This is a genomic window from Salinirubrum litoreum, assembly GCF_020567425.1.
Taxonomy (GTDB): Archaea; Halobacteriota; Halobacteria; order Halobacteriales; family Haloferacaceae; genus Salinirubrum; species Salinirubrum litoreum.
Map to the genome: position 1 here is coordinate 486,848 of NZ_JAJCVJ010000001.1, position 25,527 is coordinate 512,374.

A 25,527-nucleotide genomic window follows, 5' to 3' on the forward strand; every position below is an offset into this window, starting at 1 on the left:
CCTGTCGCGGTCGTGACGCCCCGTCGCCAGACCGCGTCGAAGCTATCAGCTGAGGTGTGCTATTTCGTCCCATGCATCGGCGCGCCTTCCTCGCCACCGCCGGTCTCGGTGGTCTCGTCGGGATCGCAGGCTGTGCCGGGAGCGGTCCGGCCGGTAGTGGTGACACTGGTGGCTCCGGCGGCGGAAGCGGCACCCCCCGCCAGTCCGCCACCGCGACCGACGGGTCGCCGGCCAGTGTCCCGCCACCGGAGCGGTTCCGGAACGTCGAACTCCCGGTGCCGGAGGACGAACTGAATCGCGGCGCGAGCGAGGACGGCATCCCGGCGATCGTCGATCCGGTGTTCGCCGACGACTGGTCCGCGGTGGACGACTCGCTGTCCGACGACTCCCGCGTCATCGGCGTGGTTCGAGACGGGGACGCCCGTGCCTACCCACTCGCCGTGCTGAACTGGCACGAGATCGTCAACGACTCGTTCGACCTGCCGGTCCTCGTCACCTACTGCCCACTCTGCGGGAGCGGCGTGGTCGCCGACCGCCGCATCGACGGCCACCCGGCGGTCTTCGGCGTCTCGGGCCTGTTGTGGAACTCCGACCTCGTGATGTACGACAGTGTGACCGACAGCCTGTGGAGTCAACTCCTCGGGACCGCGATTCGAGGACCGGCCACCGGCACCGAACTGACGCTCTTGCCGGCGACGATGGCGACCTGGGGCGAGTGGCGCGCCGAGTACCCCGAGACGCGCGTCCTCCTCCCGCCGCCGGAGTCGAACACGGTGCGTGGTCGCCGGCAGGCGAGAGACTACGACCGCGACCCCTACGCCGGCTACGACCGATCGGCCCGCATCGGGATCGGCTACAACGACTTCTCGGACGACCGACTCGATCCGAAGGCGAGCGTGATCGGTGTCTACGCCGACGGCGTGGCACGGGCGTACCCCCGCGAAGCAGTCTGGGAGGCCGGCGTCGTCAACGACACCGTCGGCGACCTGCCGGTCGTCGTCTCCGCGAGCGTGAACGGGAGTCTCGTCGCCTACGACCGGCGGGTGGCTGGTGAGACGCAGAGCTTCGAGCGCGACCCGGCGACAGCCACCGGAGACGGTACCGGCGACCGAACCGCGAGTGCCGTCCTCCGTGCCGGCGACAGCACGTGGGGCCTGCTGACGGGCGAGGGTCGCGCCGGGCCGCTGGCCGACACGAGGCTCCGACGGGCGAACGACCGGTCACAGCTGTTCTGGTTCGCGTGGGCCGACTTCCACCCCGAGACCGAGATCTGGCGGCCGTGAGTCCGGGTCGGTCCCCCGACGAGTCCGGCCACCGACCTTCTATTCACTCTGTTCGCGTAATTGTCAAAACACAGATTTGAAAGTGCTGGCCTCGGTAGGCTGAGATGTCGGCAGGCGCGGGCGGCCACTCGTGCCTCTGACTGGCCGCCACGGCCTGTCGGCGTTCGTGGGAACGACTGCCGACTCCTCCTCGCTTCCTGCCGAGTTACCGCCCCTGCCACTCGGGGTCTCGGCCGTCGAGAAACGCGTCGATCCCCTCGTCCTTGTCCTCGGTGGCGAACAACTCGACGAACAGTTCGCGCTCGTAGTCGAGACCGGCGTCGAGGTCGCGTCGCTGGCTGGCCCGGAGTGCCTCGGTCGCGTGCCGCACGGCGATCGGCGGGTTGGCGGCGATGGACTCTGCGAGATCGTACACAGCCCCGTCCAGTCGTTCGGCCCCGACTGCCTCGTCGATCAGGCCGATCTCACTCGCTTCTTCGGCGTCGACGAGTTCACCAGTGAGCACGAGTCGCATCGCCTGCCCGAGTCCGACCAGTCGCGGGAGTCGCTGGGTCCCGCCACCGCCGGGCATGATCCCGAGTCCGATCTCGGGTTGCCCGATCTTCGCGTCCTCGCGGGCGATCCGCAGGTCGCACGCCTGAGCGAGTTCACACCCACCACCCAGCGCGTGGCCGTTGACACGAGCGACGACGGGGACGGGGCAATCGGCGACCGCCTCGTAGACACGCGGGCGGCGGCTGGCTCCTCGCTGGTCGACGACACCGCGCTCACGGAGTTCTGTCACGTCCGCGCCGGCGACGAACGCCTTCGCGTCGTCAGCGCCGGTCAGGACGACGGTCCTGACGCTCGGCAGTGAACTGGAGTCCTCGTCTGCTTCGGTCCCGGCGTCCGCGATAGCGTCGAAGACGGTCTGGAGTTCCGCGCGGACCGCCGCGTTCAGCGCGTTTCTGGCGTCCGGGCGGTCGATCACCACGGTCGTCACGCCCGGCGCGTCGGTTCCGTCCGGGCGCTCGTCGCGGAGCACCCGGAGGTGATCGGCACGCTCGCCGGCCTGCGTCAACTGGTCGTCCGGACTCGCGTCGTCGTCACTCATCGAACTCCCCCGAGACGCCGACGATGTCGCCGTCCTCCCAGACGTAGAACCCCTCGCCGGTCTTCTTGCCCAGTTTCCCGGCGCGGACCTTCCGGCGAAGCAGTTGCGGCGGGCGGAAGCGTTCGCCGAGTTCCGCCCGGAGGTGTTCGAGAATGTCCAGCCGCACGTCCAACCCGACCACGTCCCCGAGTTCGAGCGGTCCCATCGGGTGGTTGTAGCCGAGTTCCATCGCCGCGTCGATGTCGGAGGGAGAGGCGACGCCCTCCTGTACCATCCGCACCGCCTCGACGCCGACCGCGACACCGAGTCTGGAGGTGGCAAAGCCCGGCGCGTCGGTCACGGTGACGGCGGTCTTGTCGATGCCGGCGACGAACGACTCCGCGAACTGTTCGGTGTCGGTGTCGGTCTGTTCGGCGACGACGACCTCTACCAGCGCCATGATGTGGACCGGGTTGAAGAAGTGCAGTCCGACGAACCGCTCGGGGCGGTCGAGCGCGCTGGCGATCTCGGTGACGGACAGCGAGGAGGTGTTGGTCGCCAGCACCGCGTCCTCGGGCGCGAGCGCCTCGGCCTCGCACAGCACGTCCTGTTTCAACGCGGTGTCCTCCGGGACCGCCTCGATCACGAGGTCGGCGTCGCCGACCGCCGCGTCGAGGTCGGTGGTCCCCGCGAGTCGGTCGAGGGTCGCGTCGCGTTCGCTCTCGGTGACCTTCCCGCGTTCGACGCCGCCAGCGAGGTTCTCCCGGATCGACGCGAGACCCTCCGCGACGATCTGCTCGTCTACGTCGCGCAGGGTGACGCTGTGGCCCGCCATCGCCGCAACCTGTGCGATGCCGTGGCCCATCGTCCCCGCACCAAGTACACCGACGTTCATGATGGATCGGCCGGCCGGGGAGCGGTTAAGTGGTTCGGGACTCGCCGGCGTCGGCGACAGGTGACTCGGCCGCGTCGATCACCGGAGCACCGACACCAGAATCACCGCGCCGAGCAGGAGAAACACCAGCGCGGTCACCGGTTGTCCGCCGGTCGCGCCGAGGTAGGCACCGTAGCCGATGCCGGCCGCGACGACGCCGACGAACGTGCTCGCGCCGGCGTGGACCAGTTCCAGTCGGGTCGTGTCGGCCTCCCTGCCCAGTTGCTCGCCGACGCCGATGCCGTGTTCGCCGACGTCCCACGCCAACACCGCCGTCAGCAGGCCGACCAACAGCACCTCGGGACCGGCACCCTGCACCCCGGCGAACAGCACCCCGCCGACGAGCAGTGTCCCGCCTGCACCGAGCGTCCGGCGGCCGCCGGTCAGCAGCCCGACACCGACCGCGAGCAGTCCCGGTCCGGCGAGCGCCAGCCCCGAGACACTACCGAGCGCGACCGACAGTGCAGCACACATCCCCGCCAACACCGCGAGTGAGGTGCTGACGACCGCCGGCTTGCGGGTGATCTCGCTCACGCCGACCACCGCCCGCGCGCTCTGGTGATCTCCGCCGCCAGCGACTCCTCGCCCCAGTCCACGACCCGAAGTCCCGAGGCCCGCAGGCGACTGATCCGGTTCCGGCGCTGGACACGCGCCAGGCGGTGCCCCGGCGTGTCGGCGGTCGTCGGGTCCGGACTGACGACCGTCACGAGGTGGCCGTAGGCGTCCAGTCGCCGGGCGACCGAGGCCACGTAGTCGTCACACAGCGGCGTGAAGAACAGCAACTGCGCGTCCGAGGGGAGCAGTCGCCTGAGTCGTCTGAGCCTGATCGAGGGGAAGAAGTCCTCGCCGCTCGGCGTCGGTGACAGCGCCGGATGCGTCGCCAACAGTTGCCGAGCCTTCACCCGGTGGTCCGATCCCGACCCCGGCGCGAGCCACAGGTCCTCCGGGCCGAACGCCGCCACGCCAACCCGGTCGCCCCCGCCCTCCAACGCGACGAACGCGCGGCCCGCCGCGTCGACGCTACGCTCGACCGCGTTCGGGGCGTCCTCGCCCGCCTGTCGGTACGCCTCGGATCGCGCGTCGATCAACAGGACCACGGTGGCCGCGCGCTCCTCGCGGAACTCAAGCGTCGAGAGTTCGCCGGTTCTGGCCCAGCGGTTCCAGTCGATGCGCCGGAGTGGGTCTCCCGGACGGTAGTGGCGCGTCGAGTAGAACTCCACGCCGGTCCCGGCTACGTCGGTCGCAACTCGGCCGGTGTACTGGGTCGTCAGCCCACGGAGCGGCAGGTCGGTCGTCGCCTCCAGTCGAGGCGTACAGCGCATGGTCGTCTCCGTCTCCAGTGTCGTCTCGCGTTCCAGTGCGCCGCTCGGGTCGCGAGCGATCACCTGTGTCGGCTCCCAACTGTGCTCGCCCCGTGTCGCGTCGACGGTGTAGCCGAACGTCGCCTGCTTGCCGGGGCGGAGGGCGGTCCCGTGACGCGCCGACCCGCCCGACACAGACAGCGCCTTCGGCACGCCGTCGACGACTCGCAGGTCGGCGACTGGACTGTCACCGACGTTCCGAACCGTCAGCGTCACGCGCACGTCGTCGCCGGGTGTCGGCGTCGTGTCCGAGAGCTCCCGGTCGAGTTCGAGTGAGACGCTGGGCTGGCTGGCACTCCGGGCGTAGGCGGCGCAGGCGACCCCGAGTACGCCGGCCAACAGGAGCCCGGGCTGACGGGCGAGGATGGCGACACCGCCGGCGAGCAACGCGAGTCCAGCGGCTCCGATCCAGCGATTCGTCGGCACGGTCCGATCCAGCGAGCGCCGGTGCTCGCTCACCGGTCACCCTCCTGGAGTCGGACCAGTGCGTCAACCGTGTGCTGTGCCCCACGCGAGAACGCCGACCCACGACTGAGCAGGCCGCGAATCCTGGTCCCCAGCGGCACCTCCGGGGCGTTCCGACTCAGGAACCGGGCCGCCACCGGGTCGTCGGTCCACGAGCCGTCGTCGACCCGCTCCTCTGCGGTCTCCTCCGAGACGCCGGTCTGCGTGACCAGCGTCTCGACGGCGGCGTCGTACAGCGTCTGGCGGGCGCGCTTCCGGTGTTCGACGCCGTGGGGTGCCCAGCCGCCGAGTCCCTGCAGCTCCGACTCCAGTTCGTCGCCGGGCGTCGGCACCGAGAATCTGACTTCGGGGTCGCCGGTCTCCGCCGCGTACGCCTCCTGACTCCGGCGTTCGTTCACCAACCGGACGCCTTGGACGAGCGCCAGCAGGCCGACGAGCGTGACGAACAGGTAGTCCAGCGAGACGGTGCTGGCGAGGCCACGCTGGACGACGACGGCGAGACCGAACAGCGTGGTAACCACGCCGAGCAGGAGAGCAACGCGATTCACGCTGTTCCCTCCGAGTCGGTCGAGGTCACGCGCCGACCTCCCGGTTCGCTGACTGGTGGGGGCGGAAGTCGGGGACTGCGGGGGTTCGCTCCACGTGACCGGGTAGCACGATGGGCGGTTTAGGGGTTTCGGGACGCTCTCGTGGGTCCGAGAGACGAGCGACGGACCTCAGGTCAGTTCCGCGAGGAAGAGCAGAATCTGCGGGGCGACCAACAGGACGAGACCGACGACGATCAACAGGGCCGGCAGGATCAGCAGGCCCATGTCGGTCAACAGCCACAGGCCGAGTCCCGCGAGCACCGCGAGGACTCCGAGGATACGGAGCAACCAGACGAACGCGCCTTCCAGTTCCGAGTCGGCGACGACTTCGACGACCTCCAGTGCTTCGTCCATCGTTCACCCGCAGTATCACGGGCCAGACCTTTCAGTGCTGTGGCCTCTCGGTCTGCCGACCGCGCGTCGCGTCTCGTCGTCACTCGGCGTCCGCGTACGTTTCCTCGATCCGCCTGAGCGCCGACACGGCCCGTTCTTCTCGCTCGCTCGTCACGTCCTCGCCGCCGTAGCGAACTTCCTCGAACAGTCGAGTGAGTTCGTCCACGTCGTCGCTCGCCATCCCCGCCTCGACTGCGGCCGTGGCGAACTCGGCCGGGGTACTCGACCGGGGGTTGTCCACGTCGAGACTGTCGGTCATCTCGACCCACGCGCGGTAGACTTCGTTCTGCACGTCCGCGTCGCGTTCGATGCGGTCGGCGGCGTCTCCCGCCGCGCGGCCGACTGCGGCCACGTCCGGGTCCGGCCCGTCGTCGTCGGGGTCGTCGAACGACTCCTCCTCGTCGCCGCTGGCGACGAACAGCAGCAGGACCGACCCCGCGAGTGCGACCACGAGGAGGATGGCGAGAATGGCCGACGGGGTCGAGACGGTCTGGCTCGCTCCCTCCGCGAGACCGGACGACCCGCCACCGGAGGGGAGGATGCCGGTGCCGTTCGCCGAGGGCGCGGGGAACAACCCGCCGCCCGCCGCCGACCGGCAGGAGGTGAGCAGCGCCCAGACCAACCCGACCGGAATCCCGAACGCGAGTGTCAGCGAGGCGGGGACGAGGACGGTCCGGGTCTGGTAGTACGCGACCGCTCCCATCAGGAGGAACGCGCCGACGATACCGAGGACGACGAGCGGGTCGGCGAGCCACGGGTAACAGAAGCCGACCGCCATCCCGCCGCCGGCCGCCTCCTGTTGGGTGCCGAAGTCGCCGTCACTCCCGGTGCCGACACCCGGTTGCTCGGCCGGCCCGACGCCGAGTCCGCTGCCGCCTTCCTGGACGGTCGCGGAGTCGAGCGTGGCGGCGGCCAGCGAGAGGGCGACGACCGCGAGGACCGCGACCCCGACGGTCAGGGCGGTGTTCCTGTCCACGTACGATGGTAGCGCCAACCGTGGGTTAGGTGTTTCGGGTACGACACTGCGGCAGTTCGGGAGGGACGCGACAGAGTCACGTCTCGGAGGGGTGCCGGCGGGGCGTCAGGGGGACCACGAGAAGGGTGCCTCTGTCGGCAGTGGGGGGCGGTGGCGGAGTCGGTCTCGGTCAGGCGGCCCGGCGCGTCCGAAGCCATCGACGGAGCGCCGGGCCACGCCACAACAGGAGTCCGGACAGGACCAGCGCGGGGAACGCGATGACCTGCACGACGAGACGGAACGTCGGGTCGGCGGTGAACGGCGAGTAGACGAACGTCCCGAGCACGGCCGCCAGCAGGAGGTGGACGAGTCGATGCGTCGACCGTCGCCACGCTCGCGTCTGCTGACCGGTCACGGGACGCCACCTCGCCGCCGGGGGTCAGGGTCCTCGCGAGAGGCCGGGGGGCCGCCGGATTCGGTGGGGAGTGCCGACGCACTCGTCGTGTCGGTCATCGTCTCTGTCGAGCGACCCTGCCGATGTAAGTCGTTCCCCAACAGGTTGGCGACAGCTACGTACCCCCGCCCGCGAAAGGCGTCGTATGCTCAACGCACGACTCCGGGTCGCGCTCCCCCCGGACACGTGGATCAGCGACGTGTCACAGGGGTTTCCGAACGCCGAGTTCCGACTGTTGACCGGTGTCGCACTCGACGACGGCGCGCTCGAACTCGGCGAGGTACTCGGTGACGCGGCGGAGTCGGCGGTCGAGGCGGTACGGTCGCACCCGAACGTCGCGGACTACAACCTGCTGTACGCCGACGAGCGCCGGGCGTTGGGACGCTACCGGACCAGTGATGCCGGTCTGTACGAACTGGCCGCAGACACGACGTTCCCCCCGGAGTATCCCGTCATCGTGCGTGACGGGTGGTTCGTCTACGAACTGAGCGGCACCAGACAGGAGTTCGACGCGCTCCGTACGACGCTGGACGAGGCGGGACTCCGGTACGAACTCCTCTCGCTCGTCACGCGCTCGGAGTCGAGCGGACTCCTCACCGACCGCCAGCGCGAGGTGCTCGGTGTCGCACAGCGCGCGGGGTACTACGAGGTCCCACGCCGAACGACCCTCCAGACGGTCGCGGAGCGCGTCGACATCGACAAGTCGACCGCCAGCGAGATTCTCCGCCGGGCCGAAGGTCGACTCGTGGACTGGTACTTGCGCGAAGAAGCCGACCGGTGAGCGTGTCCATCGGAACAGGCGCTCACGCGATACCGTCTGCCACCAGTCGCTCGGCGACGGCGTGGGCCTCCCGCCGGATGCGGTCGGCGTCTGCCACGACCACCTCGCCGTCACGCTGGCAGACCTGCCCGTCGACCATCGTGAACTCCACGTCGTCGCCGTGTGCCGAGAAGACGAGGTGCGAGAGCGGATCGTACAACGGCGTCGCGCGTGTCACGTCTGTCGTCAGTCCGACGACGTCGGCACGCCAGCCCTCCCGGAGTCTCCCGACTCGGCCGAAGCCGGCGGCTTCAGCACCGGCGACGGTCGCCATCTCGAAGACGGCGCGGGCCGGGAGCGCCTCCGGGTCGTAGCCCTCGACCTTCTGGAGGACGCTCGCCTGCTTCATCTCGGTGAAGGGATCGAGCGTGTTGTTGCACGGCGGGCCGTCGTTGCCCAGTGCGACCGTGATGCCGCGCTCGCGGTAGTCGGTGATGGGTGCGACGCCGGAGGCGAGTTTCATGTTCGAGGAGGGGCAGTAGGTGACGTTCGTCCCGGTCTCGGCCAGAATCTCGCGTTCCCGGTCGTCGGTGTGGACACAGTGGGCCAGGACCACGTCCTCGCCGGTCAGACCGACCTCGTGCAGGTACTCGACGTTCCGCATCCCGGTTCGTGCCTCGACGGTGGCGATCTCGTCGCGGTTCTCGCTCGCGTGGGTGTGGATCGTCACGCCCTCGTGGCGATCCGCGAGGTCCCGACAGCCTCGCAGGCAGGCCTCGGAGCAAGTGACGGCGAAGCGCGGCGTCACGGCGTACCGGAGTCGGCCCTCGGGGTCGTGGTACCGCTCGATCAGTTCCTCCGAGCGCCCGAGGCCGGCGTCGGTCTCCTCCTGCAGGTCCGCCGGCGAGTCCCGGTCCATCAGCACCTTGCCGAGTCGGCCCCGGATACCCATCTCGCGGGCGGCCTCGAAGGCCTGTTCCGCGTGCGCGACCGAGAGGTGGTCGATCACGGTCGTGACGCCGGACTCGAGCAGTTCGAGGTAGCCGAGTTCGGCGGCGACCCGCATCTCGTCGGCCGAGAGGCTGGCCTCCATCGGGAGCACGTGGTCGAACAGCCAATCGAGGAGCGTCGCGTCGTCGGCGATACCCCGCCCGAGGCTCTGGACCGAGTGAACGTGCGCCCCGACCATCCCCGGCGCGAGGAGGTCGTACGACTCCTCGACGTGGTCCGGATACTGCTCGCGGAGGGTGTCTGCGTCGCCGACCGCCGCGATCACCTCGTCGCGCACGACGATCGCACCGTCCTCGACGACGGTCTCCGCGTCGGCGACGACGGTTCCGGTGAGTAACATTCCCGCCCGCACTGTGTGACGCCGGGATAAGAAAGATGCGATGCAGTCGTCGGTGCGGGAGTCCGGGTGTCACAGCCGTCACCGGACGACCGATCACCACACCGGGCCAGCGACGGAAGCCACGACGCCGGCGGTCGCCTCAGCAGGCACGGTCGATCAGTCTTCGTCTTGGTCCTCGCCCTCGAATCGTTTCCGGACGCTCTCGGCGTGGCCCTCCAGCCCTTCGGCCTCCGCCAGCGTCGTGATCGTCGCCGAGAGGTCGGAGAGGCCCTCGCGGTCCAGTCGCTGGACCGTCGTGGAGCGCACGAACTCGTCGACCGACAGGCCGCCGTACACCTTCGCCCCGCCGTTCGTCGGCAGGACGTGGTTCGTCCCCGAGGCGTAGTCGCCGGCCGCGACCGGCGTGTGCGGGCCGAGGAAGACGCTCCCGGCGTTCGAGATGCGATCCAGCAGGGCCTCGTCGTCGTCGGCCACGATGGAGAGATGTTCGGCGGCGTACTCCTCGGCGAACAGCACCGCCTCCGACATCGACCGCGCGAGGAAGACGCCCGACGCGTCGTTCGCCAGCGCCGACTCGACGATGTCGGCCCGCGCTCGCTCGGGTGCCTGCGCCTCGACTTCCGCGGCGATGGCTTCCGCAGTGGCCTCGTCGTCGGTCACCGCGACGACCGACGCCTCCGGGTCGTGTTCGGCCTGCGCCACCAGATCACTGGCGACGAGCCGCGCATCGGCGGTCTCGTCGGCGATCACCAGCACCTCGGAGGGACCGGCGAGGAAGTCGATCTCCACGGTGCCGCGCACCTCGGCTTTCGCCGCCGTCACCCACTTGTTACCGGGGCCGACGATCTTCTGCACACCCTTCACCGTCTCGGTGCCGTACGCCAGCGCCGCGACCGCCTGCGCACCGCCGGCGGCGTACACCGCGTCCGCACCCGCCTCGTGGATCGCGGCGAGCGTCACCGGGTTCATCTCGTCGGCCGGGGGCGTGGCGACCGCGACGTGGTCCACGCCGGCGACCTTCGCCGGGACGACGCCCATCAGCACGCTGGAGGGGTACGCGGCGGTGCCGCCGGGCGCGTAGACGCCGACCCGGTCGAGCGGCCTGAACCGGCGACCCAACTCGCGGACGCCGGCCGAATCGAACGACTCGCGCCAGTCGTCGGGCACCTGTCGCTCGTGGAACTCGCGGACGTTGTCGGCCGCCTCGCGGATCGCGGCCAGCACGTCGTCGTCCACCGACTCGTGGGCACGGGCAACGTCGTCGGTGATGTCGATGTTGCCGACCTCGACGTCGTCGAACTCGCGGGCGAAGTCGCGGAGGGCGACGTCCCCCTCTGCGCGGACGCGCTCGGTGATCTCGCGCACGTCGCTCCGGACCGCGTCGATCCCGGCGTCCCGGTCGAACAGGGCGCTCCGGGCGTCGGGACCGAGATCCGCGATAGCGTGTACGTCCATACCGGATCGTGGGGTGGCTCGTGAAAAGACGTTCCGGAAGCGGTCGCGGTCGTGGTCTGTCCCGGAGACGCCACCATCTCGCAGAGGCTCCGACTGCCGACCGGCGACGTTATCAGAATCGCAGACGCAGGACCGGGCATGACACCACTGCGCGTCGCCGGGATCGGACTCGGGGACCTCGGTCGGACAGAACTCCACGTGCTCGCCGGGCTCAGAGACGTCGAGATCGTCGCCGGTGCCGACGTCTCCGAACAGGCCCGCGAGCAGTTCGCACAGGACTTCGACGCGCCGACCTACACGGACTACGAGGAGTTGCTCGACACCGAAGATGTGGACCTCGTGAACGTCGTCACGCCGCATACGCTCCACTACGAACAGGCGAGAGCGGCGCTCGACCGGGGTGTCCACGTCCACCTGGAGAAGCCGATGGTCACAGAGATCGAACACGCCGAGGACCTGATCGCCCGCGCCGACCGAGCGAACCTCGTGCTGGCGGTCGGCTACCAGCGCCACTTCGACGACCGGTTCCGCGAGATCCGCCGACTCCTCGACGCGGGCCGGATCGGGACGCCCCACATGGCGACCTGTCACCTCGAACAGATCTGGATCGAGTGGGCGGTCCGCCAGTGGCGCGGCAAGCCCGACCTCTCCGGCGGCGGCCAGTTGTACGACTCCGGGTCGCACCTGCTCGACGCCCTGCTGTGGACGACTCGCGCCGACCCCGAGTCGGTCGCGGCGAGCATCGACTACCGGGGCGAGGCGGTCGACGTGAACAGCGCGCTGGCGATCACGCTGGACCGCGACGGCGACCGGATCACCGGCACCGTCGGCGTCACGGGCGCGGGCCAGTCGACGCCGGCACCCGGCGAACGACTGGACGTCTGGGGCACCGAGGGCCACCTCTCCTTCGACGGCGATGAGATCACGATCACCGAAGCCGGGACGACCTACCGGGCGACGCCGCACGAACCGGACTTCGAGACGCTCACGCGTCGGAAACTCGGCAACGTCGTGGACGCGATCCGCGACGGTGCCGACCTCCAGATTCCGGCCGAAGACGCCCTGCGCGTCACCGCGCTGACCGAGGCGGCCTACCGCGCCGACGAGACCGGCGAGCGCGTGGCTGTCAGCGACCTGCTCTCTGACGGCTTCGGCGAGTAGTCGTCGGTCCAGAGACAGCCGATCGGTCGCGTCTCAGTCGGCGCTCGCCTCCGGTTCCACCGACTCGACGCCGTCGCTCACGTGCTCTCCGAGATCGGCGTCGGCGTCGGCGATCTCGCCGGTCTCGACGTCCTCGTCGCCGGTCACCGAGGAGCCAGTCTTCCGACCGCACAGAGGGTTTCGGCGCTCGATCTCACAGTCGAAGGCGGGATGTTCCGCGACGTGCCGGATCAGCATGTGCCGGCGGGAACCGGTGATCCCCGCGCGACCCACGTCCTCCGCGTCGAAGCTGTCCGGCAGGCGGTCGAACAGGCGGCGCAGGGCCTCGAAGCTCTCGAAGACCTTCGCGTTGCCCGTCGAGTCTGCGCCCCGACGCGAGACGACGTAACTGCCGTCGTCGCGGTACTCGCCCGCAGTTCGGAAGAACTCCCGTCTGTCGGTCACGGCGTCGCCGATGGCCGCCTGCAGATCGACGGCCTCGGCTCTGGACAGGGTACAGGAACGCTCGCCGATACGGACGCGGATGGTCTCACCCTCTGCCGTCACCGAGACGGCGGTCTCATCACCCGAGAAGAACGCGATCAGGAGTCTGGGTACTCCGTGTCATCACCCTCCTGTGGTCGCTCCCACCGCAAAAACCTACCGGCGTGTGCAGGTGTTACACACGACGGGACGGTCGAACGCGACGAGAGGCGAACGAAACCCGGCGACAGCGGGATAGTCGCCGGACTCAGAACAGGCCGCCGTCGTCGGTGGTCGTCGTCCCACTCGTCTCGTTCGTCGGGGTGTCGGTCGGCGTCGGTGCGCTGGTCGTCTCGGACCCCTCTGTCGTCGTCCCCTCCGAGGTCGTCGTGTCGTCGAGCAGGCCGCCGTCGTCGGTCGTCGTCGTGTCCGATCCGGCGTCGGTGGCAGTGCCGTCGGCAGTCGAGTCCCCCGGCGTCTCGGTCGGGCGCGGGGTCGCCGTGGAATCGTCGTCGCCCGACTCACCGCCGGCGTCACCCGACCCGCCTGCTTCGTTGCCGAAGATGTCGGTCTCGATGGTCTCCGTGTAGGTCAGCGACCGGAGCGGGACCCGGATGGTCTCGCCGTCGGTCACCTCCAGTCGGGCGTAGAACTCGATCCGGAGATCCGTCACCTGATCGCGTTCGAGGTGGGTGACCCACCACTCGTCGAGTTCGGTGTTGTCGATCAAGGTCGTCGTCTCGACGGTCTCCGCAGACTCCGGCCCGACGGTGTACCCCTGCTCTGTCGTCCCCTCGCCGACCGGCACGTCGTTCATCGTGATCTCGTAGCCGATCTCCGAGACGCCGACCGGGTACGGCTTGGGGTTGTAGACGCGGAAGTCGAGGTTCAAGGGCGTCCGCGACTCGTTCACTTCGCCCCACTGCGCGCTGGTCTCGTTGACGTACAGAATCGGATCGGAGACGAGTGGCTGACTCGCGTTCACCGGGCGCGTCTCGGTCGAGTTGAACTGCGAGAGCATGTCGGTCTCGATACTGCGCTCGACCTTCGGCGCGCCGAAGGACTGCCCGACCGTCGAGGAGTGGATACTGGCGTCCACGGTCAGCGTCGTCTGTTCGCCGTTCGAGACGTGGCTCACCCACCACTCGGGGATGCGGTCGTTCGCCATGTACGTCGTGAACGGGAGCGTCGAGTTCCCCTGCGCCACCTCGACGCCGGACTTGGTGCCCTCCGCCATCCGGATACCGTTCATGTCGATGGCGTAGTCGACCGTCAACCCGCCGAGATTCGCCCCGATGGGGTTCGGGTTCCGGACCCGGAGATCGCTCTGGATCGTCGTCTGCGTCTCGTCGACGCCCGCGAACTCGTTGTCGACGCCCGTGACCGTGGGCGCACCGAGGACTCCGAGTGCGAACGCGCCGCCGACCGACGCGCCGAGGAGGAGCACCGCGACCCCGGCGATCCGGAGTTTACTGCCCAGTAACACCGATTCGAGCGTCGAGAGCATACCACCTCGTTATCAAGGGTCACTTTAATCGCTGACGGCCACGAGCGACCGTGGGAGAAGTGTACACGGAGTCCACGACGGACTGGTTCCCCGCGAATCACATCGCCGCGCCGGGTTGGTACTCGCCGAACTCGTCGCGGAGCGTGTTGCAGATCTCCCCGACCGTGGCGTAGGCCTTCACCGCGTCGACGATGGGCGGCAGGAGGTTCCCGTCGCCCCGTGCTGTGTCCCGAAGCGCCGCGAGGGCGTCTTCGACCGCCTCGTCGTCGCGGTCGGCCCGCACCGACTCCAGCGACTCGACCTGCCGGCGCTCGTCCTCCTCGGTCACCTCCTCCACGTCCATCTGTGGCTCGTCGTCCTCGACGGTGTACTCGTTGACCCCGACGATGACGCATTCGCCCTGCTCGATCTCGCGCTGTCGGTCGTAGGCAGTGTCCTGGATCTGCCGCTGGACCCACTGGTTCTGTACTGCCGGGAGCATCCCGCCCTTCCCGTCGATCTCGTCGATGATCTCGAACGCCTCCGCTTCGATGTCGTCGGTCAACGACTCGACGTAGTAACTGCCCGCGAGGGGGTCGATGGTGTCGGCCGCACCGGACTCGTGAGCCAGAATCTGCTGGGTCCGCAGGGCGGTCCGGACGGACTTCTCTGTCGGCAGCGAGAGGGCTTCGTCCTTCCCGTTGGTGTGGAGCGACTGGGTCCCGCCGAGCACGGCGGAGAGCGCCTGGTACGCGACCCGGACGACGTTGTTCTCGATCTGCTGGGCGGTCAAGGTGGAGCCGCCGGTCTGGGTGTGGAACTTCAGTTGTTTCGACTTGGGGTTCTCGGCACCGAACCGCTCCTCCATGATCTGGGCCCACATCCGGCGGGCCGCCCGGAACTTCGCGGCCTCCTCGAAGATGTTGTTGTGGGCGTTGAAGAAGAACGAGAGCTGTGGGGCGAAGTCGTCGACGTCCTGCCCGGCGTCCAGTGCGGCTTCCACGTACTCGATCCCGTTGGCGAGGGTGAACGCGATCTCCTGGGCCGCCGTCGAACCGGCCTCGCGGATGTGGTAGCCCGAGATGGAGATGGTGTTGAAGTTCGGCGTCTCGTCGGCACAGAACTCGAAGATGTCCGTGATGAGTCGCATCGACGGCTCCGGCGGGTAGATGTAGAGGTTGCGGGCGATGTACTCCTTCATGATGTCGTTCTGGATCGTCCCGCGCAGTTGCTCGCGGTCCACGCCCTGCTGATCGCCGACGGCGACGTACATCGCCAGCAGGACGGCGGCGGGCGCGTTGATCGTCATCGAGGTGGACACCTCGTCCAGCGGGATGCCGTCGAAGACGGTCTCCATGTCGGCCAGCGTGTCGATGGCGACCCCGCTCTTCCCGACTTCGCCGGCGGCCATCTCGGCGTCGGAGTCGTAGCCCATCTGCGTCGGCAGGTCGAAGGCGAGCGACAGGCCCGAGGAGCCGTTGTCGATCAGGTACTGGAAGCGTTCGTTGGTCTCGGCGGCGGTGCCGAAGCCGGCGTACTGGCGCATCGTCCAGAGTCGCCCCCGGTGCATCGTCGGGTAGACGCCGCGCGTGTACGGTTCCTCGCCGGGGAAGCCGAGGTCTGCGTCGTACTCTAAGTCGGCCACGTCGTCGGGGGTGTAGAGCCGGTCCACCTCCTGTCCGCCGGTGTCGGTGGTGAACGTCTCCTCGCGCTCGCCGAATCGGTCGAGCGTCGGCCCGAGCGTCTCCGCTTCCCACTCCTCCCGCGCGGAGCGAATCTCCGCCAGGTCGTCGGGATCGAACATTGTCGATGGTGACGGTCGGCCCGGACTTAAGCGTGGGTACGTTGGTGAAGCGTGGGTACGCCCGTGGTCTCGCGGAGTGGTCGGCCGAGTGGAGTGGTCGGCCGAGTTCGCCGACGTGACGATGCGGTGTCGTCGCTCGTCGGGTGAAAATCGTAGAAACACGACGGACGGCTTGGGCCTGAACGGGGGACGTTTTCCCCGGCCCGTACGACCGTAAACCACTACTACGCTGGCTTTATCCGGGCTTTCACCGGCTGTTACCGTGTCCGAGACTGTCGCCTCGGTGTCCGGGTCCGATCCCCCTTCCGGGTTCTCGGGTCCGGTCCGACACTTTCGCGCCGGTCGGCGTTAGTCGGGCTCGCACCGACAGTTGCCTGCTTCGCGGCTCTGTTTCCCGAACACCACTTACGCGGTGTCCGGTACTCGGTCTTGACGCCCACCGCCATGGCGGCCAGGTGGTGGGCCGGTTCGGTTCTCCTTCGGAGCGTTGTCCTCGTTTCCCTGTGACGGGAAGTTCGGTTGTTGCCCCTCACACCCTGCTTTTCGATTCCGTCGAACCGATCAGCAACGTGTCGTTCAGTGTGCCCCCGTACGTCGTGGGCAACACTACAGTAGGACGCGATAGTAGAAATACTTGCCGGTTGTTCTCGTATCGTGTGTCTCGGTAACGTTACACGTAGACGAACGGTCGCCCGAGAACACGTCAGTCGGATAGGGGTGATACGTTGCCGGCATCCGCAGGTTCCGGCCAATCCTGCGGAGAAGGTGTGAGGTTTACGTCGGGATACACGAGTAAGGTGCAGTATGGACCGGTCAGACTACAGTCCGTCCCGCAGACAACTACTCGGCACGGTCGGCACCGCAGGCGTCGTCGGCCTCGCCGGGTGTGTCGGCGGCGACGACGAAACAGAGACGCCCGCTGACGACGGTACGACGGGTGACAGCGACACGTCGACAGACAGCGAGACGCCGGAGCGTTCCGGCGGCACGTTCAACTTCGCACAGACGAAGTCGCCGCTTGACTTCGACCCACTGCAGGCGAACGACGTGCCCTCGCTGCAGGTCGTCGAGCGCATCTTCGACTCGCTGTACACCTACGAGGAGGGGACGACGCTCACGCCCGAACTGGCAGACGGCGACCCGGAGGTCAGCCGCGAGGGGACCCGGTACGTGGTCTCGCTGAAAGACGGCGTGACGTTCCACAACGGCGACCCGATCACTGCCGAGGACGTCCGCTACTCCTACATCGCGCCCGAGGAGGAGGAGACCGAGAACGGGTCGGAGTTCACGATGATCGACACCATCGAGGTCGTGGACGAACAGACCCTGCAGTTCGACCTGAAGTTCCCCTTCGGCCCCTTCCGGCACAAACTCGCGTGGCAACCGGTCCCGAAGTCGGTGCGCGAGAACGACAAGGAGGCGTTCAACACGAGTGCGCCGGTCGGCTCCGGTCCCTTCGAGTTCGTCGACTGGCAGGAGGGCGACTTCGTCGAACTCCAGCGGTACGACGACTACTGGGGCGAGCCGAAGCCGAACGTGGAGACGCTGCGGTTCGAACCGGTCGAGGAGCCGACGACCCGCGTCACGACGCTCCGGAACGGCGAGAACCACCTCATCCAGACGGTCCCGCCGAAGCTCTACTCGACGGTCGAGGGCATCGAGAGCGCGTCGATCCAGGAGCGGCCCGGACTCGGCTACTACTACCTCGCGTTCAACTGTAACGAGGGGCCGACGGCCTCGAAGACGGTCCGGGAAGCGATCGACTACGCCGTCTCGATGGACGACGCCGTCTCCAACTTCGTCGAACCCGCCGGCAACCGGCTCAACCAGCCGCTCCCGAACTCGCTGGTCGAGTCGTGGGACTTCCCCGGCGAGGAGTGGGCGGACATCGGCCACGAGAAGGACCTGGAGCAGGCACAGGCGCTGATGGAGGAGGCCGACGTGCCGATGGACTACGAGTGGACCATCATCGTCCCGCCGGACGACAAGCGCGAACAGATCGGCATCACGGTGTCGAACGCGCTGAAGGAGATCGGCTTCTCCAACGTCTCTGTCCAGCGACTCGACTGGGGCGCGTTCCTCGACAAGTACTCGACCGGCGACGAGGACGACTACAACATGTACACCCTCGGCTGGGTGGACGAGGTCGACCCCGACGGCTACCTCTACTTCATGTTCCACGAGTCCGAGGAGGGCTCCACGAACGGCTGTTACTACAGCAACGACGAGGTGATGGACAAGCTGGATCAGGCCCGCGAGTCACCGGACCGCGCGGAGCGCAAACAGCTCTACACCGAGGTCGTGACGTCGATTCTGGAGGACCGCCCCCACCTCCCGGCGTACAACCTCAAGAACAGCTTCGGCGTCCGCGAGGAGGTCGAGGGCTTCCGACCGCACACCATCGCGGGCATCAACCCGCGCTTCGCCGGCCCACTCGGCACCGTCTCGCTGAACGACTGAGGCGGCGGCGGAGCCCCCGTCTCCGAGGGGACGTCGGTCTGTGCGTCTCCATCGTCGGTGGACACGACCGGCGCGTCGGACGCCCGCGACGGACACCGCGACCGTCGGTGAGTCCGACAGTCTGGATCGACGAAGACCGCCGAGGCGGGATCGTTTACACGGCAGCGAGTTACGATTCTCGAGATCACCCGTCTCAGCCGCCGAATCGGTGACGTGTCGGATTTCGGACGACGAGTCGCCGACAGACGTTAATAAAAGAACATCGTATTGCCGACGGGGTCAGACAGACTACCGATGTCAACCCTGAGCCACGTTCACTGTGACGGCTGTGGATGGACAGGCACGGAATCGGACCTCGACAACTCGCAGGGTGGTCCGGCTTGCCCCGACTGCGGTGCGAACGTCCGCATCTGAGTCGGCTGGCTGGACACCCCCGAGGTCTTTTCACCGGTGGTCGACCGCCCCCGACGAGCGTTCTCAGTCGCGCGGGCCGACACGCACGTCTGCCAGCGTCCGCCTCGCGAATCCGGTCGCGCCGGTCGCCGAGAGATCGACGTAGTCGTAGCTGACGACCTCGGACAGCGGGTGAACGACCGGCAGACAGACGACGTCTTGCCAGTTGGCTTCTTCGACGTCCCGGACCGCCTCGGCGCGGACCTGTCGGTCCGTCTCGGTGTCGCGCTGGTGACGCTGGAACCGCGTCCACGCCTCGCGGGCACGCTCGGCGCTGTCGGCGTCCGCACCGCCGGCGTGCCAGTCGACGATGCCGGCGTCGGTCCCCGGTGCGAACAGTCGGAGCACCTGTTCGGCGGTCGGCGCGGTGAACTCGTGGTTGGCCCAGTACAGATCGAGTTCGCCCGTGCGTCGGCGACGTCGGAGCGCCGCAGGTGTCACGGTCTCGACCGAGAGGTCGACGGGGAGTCCGCGAACCGTGTCACGCAGTCGGTTCGCGGTGCGGACCGCCGTCTCGCCCCCGTCGGTGGTGAAGGTCACGGACACCGTGTTCGCCGGGTTGTAGCCCGCCGACTCCATCTCCTTGCGCGCGTCGTCCATCCGCGACTCGCTGACGTCGAACGGGTACGACTCGCCGTGGTCGATGGCGGCGTCACGGCCGCTGGGGAACAGCGCCGGTGGCGTCAGGTGGACTGCCGGCGCTGCGCGTTCCCGGTGAACCTCGGTGGCGTGGGCAGTCGGGTTCACGGCGTACGCGAGCGCCCGCCGGACCGGCTTCGGCACGCGGGTGGGGTTCAGTCCGACGTAGCCGGTGGCGAGCAGACAGACTTGCTGGTAGTCGAGTGGTTCGCCGACCGGGTCGACCGGGCCGTACTTCCCGGTCTTTCGCCCCCGGTCGTCTATCGTCACGACCGTCACGTCGTCCGGATCGTACTCCGCGTCGGGGACGCGAAACGCGTCTGCGTCACCGGCGACCGCGCGCTCGTAGCCGGTCTCGGCGTCCGGCACGCGAGTCCACCGGACGCCACCGACCGCCGGCGTCTCGCCGTGATACGACTCGCGGGCGACGACCCGGAACTCGTCGTCCGGCGTGTCCGGATCGAACCGGAAGGGCCCGGTGCCGACCGGCGACTGGGTGGCGAACGTCTCGTACGAGAGTTCGCCGGTGTGACCCGACAGGTCGCCGACGATCCCCGCCGGTACGACGCCGAACGCGGGGTGTGCGAGGATCGACGCGGCCGCGTGACAGGGTTCGACGAGTTCCAGTTCGACCGTACGGTCGCCGACCGCCTCGACCGCCAGACTGCCCTGGACGTACCCGTCGGCCACGCCAGTCGCGGTCGTGGCTTCGGCCTCGGCAGTAGTGTCGTCGGCCGAACCACTGGCGTCTGACGCGCTGGTCCCGACTCGTTCGTGGACGACACCGAGGTCGTCGAGCAGGAGCGACCGGTGGGCCGAGTGCTCGCTCGCGGCGAGACGCTCGAAGCTGTAGACCACGTCCTCGGCCGTCAGTTCCCTGTCGACTGGTTCGTGGAACCGCACGCCGTCGCGGAGTGCGATCTGGTAGGTTCGTCCGGCGTCGGTCACGTCGATCTGTTCGGCGAGGAGTGGTTCCGGATCGGGGACACCGGCCGGGAAGGTCGTCAGCCCCTCGTAGAGTTTGCTGACGACCGCGACCGACGCGGGGTCGCTCGCGGCGACCGGATCGAGTGTCCGGTAGCCGGTGGAGACCAGTCGGAGGTCGCGGCCGGGCGATTCGTCGTCTGGCTCGTCGGTGTCCGACGAGCCCGGACCGTGGGTCGCCGGTGGCGTGGTCCGGTCGTCGGTGTCCGGCGAGTCGTCGTCGCCGAAACAGCCGGCGAGACCGCTGGCGAGCGCGACTGTGCCGGCGGTCTGGAGGAACCGTCGTCGTGAGTGTGGCGGGGTGGGCATCTCGTGAGGGGCACGATGGTCGGGAGGGGGATCGACCGTTGGTCGCCGCGGAGTGGACGACTGGACTGGCGTCTGTGGGGCGACCGTCGGAGGGCTGTTCGTCGGTTCCTGTGATGGGAGAGAGTAAAAAAGTCGTGGTCGAGTACTCGACAGGTTAGCCGTGTTCGTGGCGGTCAACCACGGCTCACCCGCCCGTCCGGAGTTCGATCACCGCCCGGAACGTCCGCGGACCGAGAATCGCCGCCAGTCCGATCACGACCAGCGAGACGCCGAGACCGTCGCCGAGACTGACGCCGCCGACCCCGGCGAGTCCTGCGAGTGCGACGACAACGACCAGCGCACCGACGACGTCTGCGGGTCCGAGTGGCCCCGGCATCAGCTCCGACATGGAGTTAGTTTATCGATCGACGTAGATGAACGTTTGGCCTCCGGAGTGAGAGTGACCGTCGTCGGGGTGGCACAGATCGTCAGCGGTACCGGATGCCGACTCCGGGCGCACAGCCGTCTGCCTCGGGTCTGCACGCGGACGACGACGCGGAGGTCGTGGCGGTCGAACCGGCGTGAGTCGGCCTCGGGACAGGGAGTTATCAGCGTGGGCCGAGTGATCGGCCGTGTGTCCCGCAGTCGTGCCCTCACGTTGTACGTGATCGTGCCGTGTACGCTCTTCGGCGTGCTGTTCGTCGGCCTGTTCGCGGTCGACCCCGCGCTGGTCCAGTCGCCGTGGTTCCGGGTCCTCTTTTCGGCCTTCGCGCTGGCGTTCGCGGGGGTGTTGTACTGGAAACGCGAGGAACTGCGACCGCCAGAGTGACTTCCGGGTCGGCAGAAAGCACTTGGCGACCGCGGGCGCGAACAGAATCGTGGTCCTGCTCTGTGCCCTCTTCGCCGGGTTCGCCTTCACCGTCGCCGGACTGAGCTTCTTCCGGCCGCACCTGCTGTTTCGGCTTCGCCACCCCCTGTCGGTGACGCCCGAGTCGGGATTGAGCGACATCGGTGTCGGCCTGTATCGCGTGGGTGCGATCGTGCCTGCGTTGGTCGGCCTGTGGATTCTGACGAGTTGGTGTCCATCGCTCGGGTGAAAACAGACCGCCAGTCGTGGGTACGAGGGTGAGTACTCGGCGCGTCACTCGCCGACCGCAACAGGTTCAGACTCGGCAGGCCCGGCCAGCAGGTACCCACCGAAGGCCAGCAACCACAGGACGACCGGGTAGGCGACGAACCGCTCGACGCCGCCGAGTCCTAGCGGAGCCATCGGATGTGTGATCCCGGCGATGCCGAACCCCATCACACTCGCCAACAGCAGGAGGACGAACCCACCCACCGCCAGCGAGGCGTACCGGAAGGTCCGGGGGACGACCCGCGAGGCGACCAGCGCCGCCAATCCGCCGGTCGTGAACGTCAGGAGCGCGAACAGGCCGTGCATCGGGACCTCGCTCCCGTCGAAGACGCCGACGCCGAGCAGACCCACCGACAGCAGGGCGAAGACGGCGGTCAGCGGGCGGTCACGGTACGCTCGGTGCAGGAAGTACGTCGCCCCCAGCACCAGCAGGCCGGCGACGAGCATCGTCGTGTTGAAGATGGTCGCCGAGGGCTGGAGGATGACGCTGTTCGGCGGCACGGTCGCGCCGAGGTCGCTGATCTCCTGCACGCCGGCGTTGTAACCGGGGTAGAACGCCTCGGCGGTGATGATCCCCATGATCGTCACCAGTCCGAAGGCGAACAGGAGGAGGCCGGCCCGCACGCGTTGGCGGACCGACTCGACCGCCTCCGCGACCGCCGTGTCGGTTCGTGGTGTCTCGTCGGTTCGAGTCGTCGTCTGTGTCTCGGTCGTGGTCTCCATAACGTCTAGAGAGACGACGAACGGGGCGATAACCCCGACCGCTCCTTCTCGCGGGGTGAGAACCGCGAGTGGGGAGCACCGACGACCGATCACTCCAGCTCGCGGGACTCGGTCCTCTCCGCCAGCGTCCGCAGTCGCTCGATCCGACTCGCGGTCGGCGGGTGCGTCCGGAGCGGTCGCCGGAGTCGTGCCCGAAGTCCCGCGAACCACCCGGGCCCGGACTCCAGGCCCGTCGCTCCACCCACTCCAGTCTCTGCGTCTGCTGTCACCCCGCCCGCTCCCGAGGGTTCGACGATGGCGAGTGCCGCCACCTCGACGTGCCGGAGGTCGGTGGTCGGTCGGTCGGCCAGTCCGGTCTCGATGGCGTCGAGCGCCGACGCCAGCGCGAAGGGGTCGCCGGTGATCGCCGCCGCACCACGGTCGGCGGCGTACTCTCGGCTCCGGGAGAGCGATGCGGTCAGGAGGAGCGAACAGGCCCACACCGGGAACGCGAGCAGCAACCCGGCCGTGAGAAGCGTGTCGGCGTAACTCGCGCGACTCACCTGCCCGTAGCGCAGGCCCGGCGTCGTCCCGCGAAAGAGCCTGACGACGCGCCCGGCTGCCGCGACCGGGAAGGCGGCCGCCGTCAGGACACCGGTGTCGCGGTTCTTCACGTGGGCGAGTTCGTGGGCGACGACCGCCCGCAGTTCTGGCGAGTCGAGTCGCGCCACCAGTCCGGTCGAGACCACCAGTCGCGCGTCACTGGCGGTGAAGCCGGTCGTCAGCGCCAGCGGCGTCTCGGTCTCGACGACGTACACCGCCGGCACCGGCACGTCGGCCTGTCGCGCGACCGACTCGACCGCCGCCGACAGTTCGGGATGCTCGTCGGGCGTGACCGCCGTCGCGCCGAGTGAGGCGACGGTGTGGGCCGGGGCCGACCGCTCGCCACGGAGTACGACCGCGACGACACCCAGCGCCGAGACCGCGACGACGCCGTAGGCGACGGGGTCGGTTCGAACCGTCGCCGGATCGACCGCGAAGGTGACGAGGAAGCCGAGGCCGAGGGCGACGACGACGCCGGTGGCGACCGCCGCCGCGACCACGGTCAGTCCGAGCAGTGTGAGCGTGACGATCATCCGCAGTTGGAGGGTGCGATCAGGAGACCAGTCCACACCTCACCGTCTCCCGACACGAACAAAACGCTACTGCTCTCTGTGCCCCGCCGCCCCCGGAGCAACTGCAATCACTTACTCTGTCGGGCCGAGTTCCCGAGATGTAACCACAAGAACCTACGCATCTCGCAAGAATTGCGAAAGCCTTTCACTCGACAGCCGTGAGTCGTGCACACGAATGTCGAGCCAGTCCGACTCCGACACCCCGACACGCACCGCCATCCGCGACCGGCACCGCGAGACCGCAGCGGCAGTCCTCCCCGAGCACACCGACCTCTACGTCGGCGGCGAGTTCGTCACGCCCGACGCCGGCGGCACCTTCGACACCGTCGACCCGACGACCGGGGAGGTGCTCGCGTCGGTCGCTCGCGGCCGAGAGAGCGACGTGGACCGGGCGGTCGACGCGGCGTGGGACGCGTTCGAGAAGACGTGGTCCGGCTACTCGGCCGGGCGTCGGCAACGTGTCCTGACCACCATCGCGGACACCATCGAGGAGCACACCGACGAACTGGCGAGACTGGAGACGCTGGACAACGGCAAGCCGGTCTCGGAGGCGAAGATCGACGTACGCGGGGCGGCCGAACAGTTCCGGTACTTCGCCGGTATCGTCCGGGAGAACCCCGGCGAGACGATGACCGCGGGGTCGCGCTACGGCCAGGTGGTCTCGGAACCGTACGGCGTCGTCGGCCAGATCATCCCGTGGAACTTCCCCCTGTTGATGGCCTCGTGGAAACTCGCCCCCGCGCTGGCCGCCGGCAACTGCACCGTCCTCAAGCCCGCCGAGCAGACCCCGCTGTCGGCGCTCCGCCTCGCGGAACTGATCGACGACATCGTGCCGACTGGGGTCGTCAACGTCGTCACCGGGTACGGCGAGGAGGCCGGAAGCGCACTGACGAGCAACCCCGACGTGCGGAAACTCGCGTTCACCGGGTCGACGGCGGTCGGCAAGCAGGTGATGAAGTCCGCCGCCGACAGCGTGACCGACGTGACGCTCGAACTCGGGGGCAAGAGTCCGGTCGTCGTCTTCCCGGACGTGAGCGTCCGGAAGGCGGTCGCGCTCGTCGAGTCGGCCATCTTCTACAACACCGGCGAGTGCTGTGAGGCCGGCTCTCGGCTGTTCGTCCACGACGACGTGGCCGACGAGGTACTGGATGGGCTGATCGCGGCGGTCGAAGACACGACGATCGGCGATCCACTGGACGAGGCGACCGACCTCGGGCCGAAGGTCTCCCGCGAACAGGTCGAGCGTACGACCGACTACCTCGACAGCGCACGCGAGCAGGGTGGGCAGTTCCTCGTCGGCGGCGACCGACCCGACGACGAACACCTCGCGGACGGCTGTTTCGTCGAACCGACACTGATCGAGGGACTGGCTCACGACGCCGACGCCGTGCAAGCGGAGATCTTCGGCCCGGTGCTCACGGTCTTCCGGTGGGACGACTACGACGAGATGATCGACCTGGCGAACGACGTGGACTACGGACTGGCCGGCGGCGTGATCACCGACGACATCACGCGGGCGAACAGGACCGCCCGCGACATCGAAGCCGGCTACGTCTGGATCAACAGCTACCACGACCTCGTGCCGGGACTTCCCTTCGGCGGCTACAAGCAGTCCGGTATCGGCCGGGAACTGTCGGCCGACACGCTCGACCACTACCGCCAGACGAAGACGATCAACCTCTCGCTCCGGTAGGCTGTCACGCCGTCT

23 protein-coding genes and 1 pseudogene are annotated in these 25,527 nt (G+C 68.5%); 7 read left to right on the forward strand and 17 right to left on the reverse strand.

Translation table 11 applies throughout. From position 1 onward, the window contains the following. Positions 1–71 precede the first annotated feature (71 nt). Entirely contained in the window at positions 72–1,283 is a 1,212-nt protein-coding gene (locus LI337_RS02345) for a DUF3179 domain-containing protein (RefSeq protein ID WP_227228106.1), read from the forward strand. A gap of 205 nt (positions 1,284–1,488) precedes the next feature. On the opposite strand, the gene LI337_RS02350 is transcribed toward LI337_RS02345, so the two are convergent. The 8 genes from LI337_RS02350 to LI337_RS02385 all read right to left on the reverse strand — a co-directional run bounded on the left by LI337_RS02350 (position 1,489) and on the right by LI337_RS02385 (position 7,465). Continuing rightward, the gene (locus LI337_RS02350; RefSeq protein WP_227228107.1) at positions 1,489–2,376 is read right to left on the reverse strand and encodes an enoyl-CoA hydratase/isomerase family protein; all 888 of its coding nucleotides are present in this window, start codon (positions 2,374–2,376) and stop codon (positions 1,489–1,491) included. Continuing rightward, on the reverse strand, positions 2,369–3,250 hold the full coding sequence (locus tag LI337_RS02355) for a 3-hydroxyacyl-CoA dehydrogenase family protein (RefSeq protein ID WP_227228108.1): 882 nt from the start codon (positions 3,248–3,250) through the stop codon (positions 2,369–2,371). The genes LI337_RS02350 and LI337_RS02355 overlap by 8 nt, the downstream gene beginning before the upstream one ends. Positions 3,251–3,328: 78 nt before the next feature. Beyond that, the gene (locus tag LI337_RS02360; protein WP_227228109.1) at positions 3,329–3,823 is read right to left on the reverse strand and encodes a DUF7519 family protein; all 495 of its coding nucleotides are present in this window, start codon (positions 3,821–3,823) and stop codon (positions 3,329–3,331) included. Further along, positions 3,820–5,088, reverse strand: a complete 1,269-nt coding sequence (locus LI337_RS02365; RefSeq protein WP_303645223.1) for a DUF58 domain-containing protein — start codon at positions 5,086–5,088, stop codon at positions 3,820–3,822. The genes LI337_RS02360 and LI337_RS02365 overlap by 4 nt, the downstream gene beginning before the upstream one ends. Positions 5,089–5,105: 17 nt before the next feature. Continuing rightward, positions 5,106–5,663, reverse strand: a complete 558-nt coding sequence (locus tag LI337_RS02370) for a DUF7269 family protein (RefSeq protein WP_227228111.1) — start codon at positions 5,661–5,663, stop codon at positions 5,106–5,108. A 168-nt stretch (positions 5,664–5,831) separates the two neighbouring features. Then, positions 5,832–6,056 carry a hypothetical protein gene (locus LI337_RS02375; protein WP_227228112.1) on the reverse strand — a complete coding sequence of 75 codons (225 nt, stop codon included), beginning with the start codon at positions 6,054–6,056 and terminating at the stop codon, positions 5,832–5,834. A 79-nt stretch (positions 6,057–6,135) separates the two neighbouring features. Further along, a complete protein-coding gene (locus LI337_RS02380) occupies positions 6,136–7,071 on the reverse strand; it encodes a DUF4129 domain-containing protein (RefSeq protein ID WP_227228113.1) in 936 nt (311 codons plus the stop codon). A gap of 169 nt (positions 7,072–7,240) precedes the next feature. Next, the gene (locus tag LI337_RS02385) at positions 7,241–7,465 is read right to left on the reverse strand and encodes a hypothetical protein (RefSeq protein ID WP_227228114.1); all 225 of its coding nucleotides are present in this window, start codon (positions 7,463–7,465) and stop codon (positions 7,241–7,243) included. Positions 7,466–7,649: 184 nt separating this feature from the next. On the opposite strand from LI337_RS02385, the gene LI337_RS02390 reads away from it, so the two are divergent. Beyond that, the gene (locus LI337_RS02390; protein ID WP_227228115.1) at positions 7,650–8,285 is read left to right on the forward strand and encodes a helix-turn-helix domain-containing protein; all 636 of its coding nucleotides are present in this window, start codon (positions 7,650–7,652) and stop codon (positions 8,283–8,285) included. Positions 8,286–8,307: 22 nt separating this feature from the next. Here LI337_RS02390 and LI337_RS02395 read toward each other — a convergent pair whose 3' ends face one another. Together LI337_RS02395 and hisD are read right to left on the reverse strand one after the other, a co-directional pair. After that, a complete protein-coding gene (locus tag LI337_RS02395; protein WP_227228116.1) occupies positions 8,308–9,615 on the reverse strand; it encodes a 5'-deoxyadenosine deaminase in 1,308 nt (435 codons plus the stop codon). A gap of 156 nt (positions 9,616–9,771) precedes the next feature. After that, entirely contained in the window at positions 9,772–11,070 is a 1,299-nt protein-coding gene (gene hisD / locus LI337_RS02400) for a histidinol dehydrogenase (protein WP_227228117.1), read from the reverse strand. Between the two features lie 138 nt (positions 11,071–11,208). Here hisD and LI337_RS02405 point away from each other — a divergent pair, with 138 nt between their 5' ends. Next, positions 11,209–12,231 carry a Gfo/Idh/MocA family protein gene (locus tag LI337_RS02405; protein WP_227228118.1) on the forward strand — a complete coding sequence of 341 codons (1,023 nt, stop codon included), beginning with the start codon at positions 11,209–11,211 and terminating at the stop codon, positions 12,229–12,231. A 105-nt stretch (positions 12,232–12,336) separates the two neighbouring features. On the opposite strand, the pseudogene LI337_RS02410 reads toward LI337_RS02405, so the two are convergent. From LI337_RS02410 to LI337_RS02420, 3 genes and pseudogenes are all read right to left on the reverse strand, one after another. Beyond that, positions 12,337–12,723, reverse strand: a pseudogene (locus tag LI337_RS02410) (DUF7528 family protein); the annotation flags it as partial. 238 nt (positions 12,724–12,961) lie between these two features. Then, positions 12,962–14,200, reverse strand: coding sequence for an LEA/WHy family protein (locus LI337_RS02415; protein ID WP_227228120.1), 1,239 nt, complete (start codon positions 14,198–14,200; stop codon positions 12,962–12,964). 97 nt (positions 14,201–14,297) lie between these two features. After that, positions 14,298–15,983 carry an acyl-CoA mutase large subunit family protein gene (locus tag LI337_RS02420; protein WP_227228121.1) on the reverse strand — a complete coding sequence of 562 codons (1,686 nt, stop codon included), beginning with the start codon at positions 15,981–15,983 and terminating at the stop codon, positions 14,298–14,300. Between the two features lie 804 nt (positions 15,984–16,787). On the opposite strand from LI337_RS02420, the gene LI337_RS02425 reads away from it, so the two are divergent. Continuing rightward, positions 16,788–18,443 (forward strand): ABC transporter substrate-binding protein, encoded by a 1,656-nt coding sequence (locus LI337_RS02425; protein ID WP_227228122.1) that lies wholly within the window; start codon positions 16,788–16,790, stop codon positions 18,441–18,443. A 477-nt stretch (positions 18,444–18,920) separates the two neighbouring features. On the opposite strand, the gene LI337_RS02430 is transcribed toward LI337_RS02425, so the two are convergent. Together LI337_RS02430 and LI337_RS02435 are read right to left on the reverse strand one after the other, a co-directional pair. Then, on the reverse strand, positions 18,921–20,828 hold the full coding sequence (locus LI337_RS02430; protein ID WP_227228123.1) for an ABC transporter substrate-binding protein: 1,908 nt from the start codon (positions 20,826–20,828) through the stop codon (positions 18,921–18,923). Positions 20,829–21,012: 184 nt separating this feature from the next. Beyond that, positions 21,013–21,216, reverse strand: a complete 204-nt coding sequence (locus LI337_RS02435) for a hypothetical protein (RefSeq protein ID WP_227228124.1) — start codon at positions 21,214–21,216, stop codon at positions 21,013–21,015. A 225-nt stretch (positions 21,217–21,441) separates the two neighbouring features. Here LI337_RS02435 and LI337_RS02440 point away from each other — a divergent pair, with 225 nt between their 5' ends. Together LI337_RS02440 and LI337_RS02445 are read left to right on the forward strand one after the other, a co-directional pair. Continuing rightward, positions 21,442–21,636, forward strand: a complete 195-nt coding sequence (locus LI337_RS02440; protein WP_227228125.1) for a hypothetical protein — start codon at positions 21,442–21,444, stop codon at positions 21,634–21,636. A gap of 49 nt (positions 21,637–21,685) precedes the next feature. After that, positions 21,686–21,904, forward strand: a complete 219-nt coding sequence (locus LI337_RS02445) for a hypothetical protein (protein WP_227228126.1) — start codon at positions 21,686–21,688, stop codon at positions 21,902–21,904. A gap of 44 nt (positions 21,905–21,948) precedes the next feature. Here LI337_RS02445 and LI337_RS02450 read toward each other — a convergent pair whose 3' ends face one another. Then, complete coding sequence (locus LI337_RS02450; protein ID WP_227228127.1) at positions 21,949–22,665, reverse strand: DUF998 domain-containing protein; 717 nt, start codon at positions 22,663–22,665, stop codon at positions 21,949–21,951. A gap of 89 nt (positions 22,666–22,754) precedes the next feature. Further along, positions 22,755–23,816: a M48 family metalloprotease gene (locus LI337_RS02455; RefSeq protein WP_227228128.1), complete on the reverse strand. Its 1,062-nt coding sequence runs from the start codon at positions 23,814–23,816 to the stop codon at positions 22,755–22,757. A gap of 178 nt (positions 23,817–23,994) precedes the next feature. Here LI337_RS02455 and LI337_RS02460 point away from each other — a divergent pair, with 178 nt between their 5' ends. Beyond that, positions 23,995–25,512 (forward strand): aldehyde dehydrogenase family protein, encoded by a 1,518-nt coding sequence (locus LI337_RS02460; protein WP_227228129.1) that lies wholly within the window; start codon positions 23,995–23,997, stop codon positions 25,510–25,512. The last annotated feature ends 15 nt before the right edge of the window (positions 25,513–25,527 follow it).

Bases quoted from the DNA above. Each gene is read 5' to 3' on its own strand.
- LI337_RS02345 (WP_227228106.1), top strand. From the start codon at position 72: ATGCATCGGCGCGCCTTCCTCGCCACCGCCGGTCTCGGTGGTCTCGTC.
- LI337_RS02350 (WP_227228107.1), bottom strand. From the start codon at position 2,376: ATGAGTGACGACGACGCGAGTCCGGACGACCAGTTGACGCAGGCCGGC.
- hisD (WP_227228117.1), bottom strand. From the start codon at position 11,070: ATGGACGTACACGCTATCGCGGATCTCGGTCCCGACGCCCGGAGCGCC.
- LI337_RS02460 (WP_227228129.1), top strand. From the start codon at position 23,995: ATGTCGAGCCAGTCCGACTCCGACACCCCGACACGCACCGCCATCCGC.
- LI337_RS02415 (WP_227228120.1), bottom strand. From the start codon at position 14,200: ATGCTCTCGACGCTCGAATCGGTGTTACTGGGCAGTAAACTCCGGATC.
- LI337_RS02375 (WP_227228112.1), bottom strand. From the start codon at position 6,056: ATGGACGAAGCACTGGAGGTCGTCGAAGTCGTCGCCGACTCGGAACTG.
- LI337_RS02420 (WP_227228121.1), bottom strand. From the start codon at position 15,983: ATGTTCGATCCCGACGACCTGGCGGAGATTCGCTCCGCGCGGGAGGAG.
- LI337_RS02435 (WP_227228124.1), bottom strand. From the start codon at position 21,216: ATGTCGGAGCTGATGCCGGGGCCACTCGGACCCGCAGACGTCGTCGGT.
- LI337_RS02430 (WP_227228123.1), bottom strand. From the start codon at position 20,828: ATGCCCACCCCGCCACACTCACGACGACGGTTCCTCCAGACCGCCGGC.
- LI337_RS02405 (WP_227228118.1), top strand. From the start codon at position 11,209: ATGACACCACTGCGCGTCGCCGGGATCGGACTCGGGGACCTCGGTCGG.
- LI337_RS02450 (WP_227228127.1), bottom strand. From the start codon at position 22,665: ATGGAGACCACGACCGAGACACAGACGACGACTCGAACCGACGAGACA.
- LI337_RS02395 (WP_227228116.1), bottom strand. From the start codon at position 9,615: ATGTTACTCACCGGAACCGTCGTCGCCGACGCGGAGACCGTCGTCGAG.
- LI337_RS02425 (WP_227228122.1), top strand. From the start codon at position 16,788: ATGGACCGGTCAGACTACAGTCCGTCCCGCAGACAACTACTCGGCACG.
- LI337_RS02390 (WP_227228115.1), top strand. From the start codon at position 7,650: ATGCTCAACGCACGACTCCGGGTCGCGCTCCCCCCGGACACGTGGATC.
- LI337_RS02355 (WP_227228108.1), bottom strand. From the start codon at position 3,250: ATGAACGTCGGTGTACTTGGTGCGGGGACGATGGGCCACGGCATCGCA.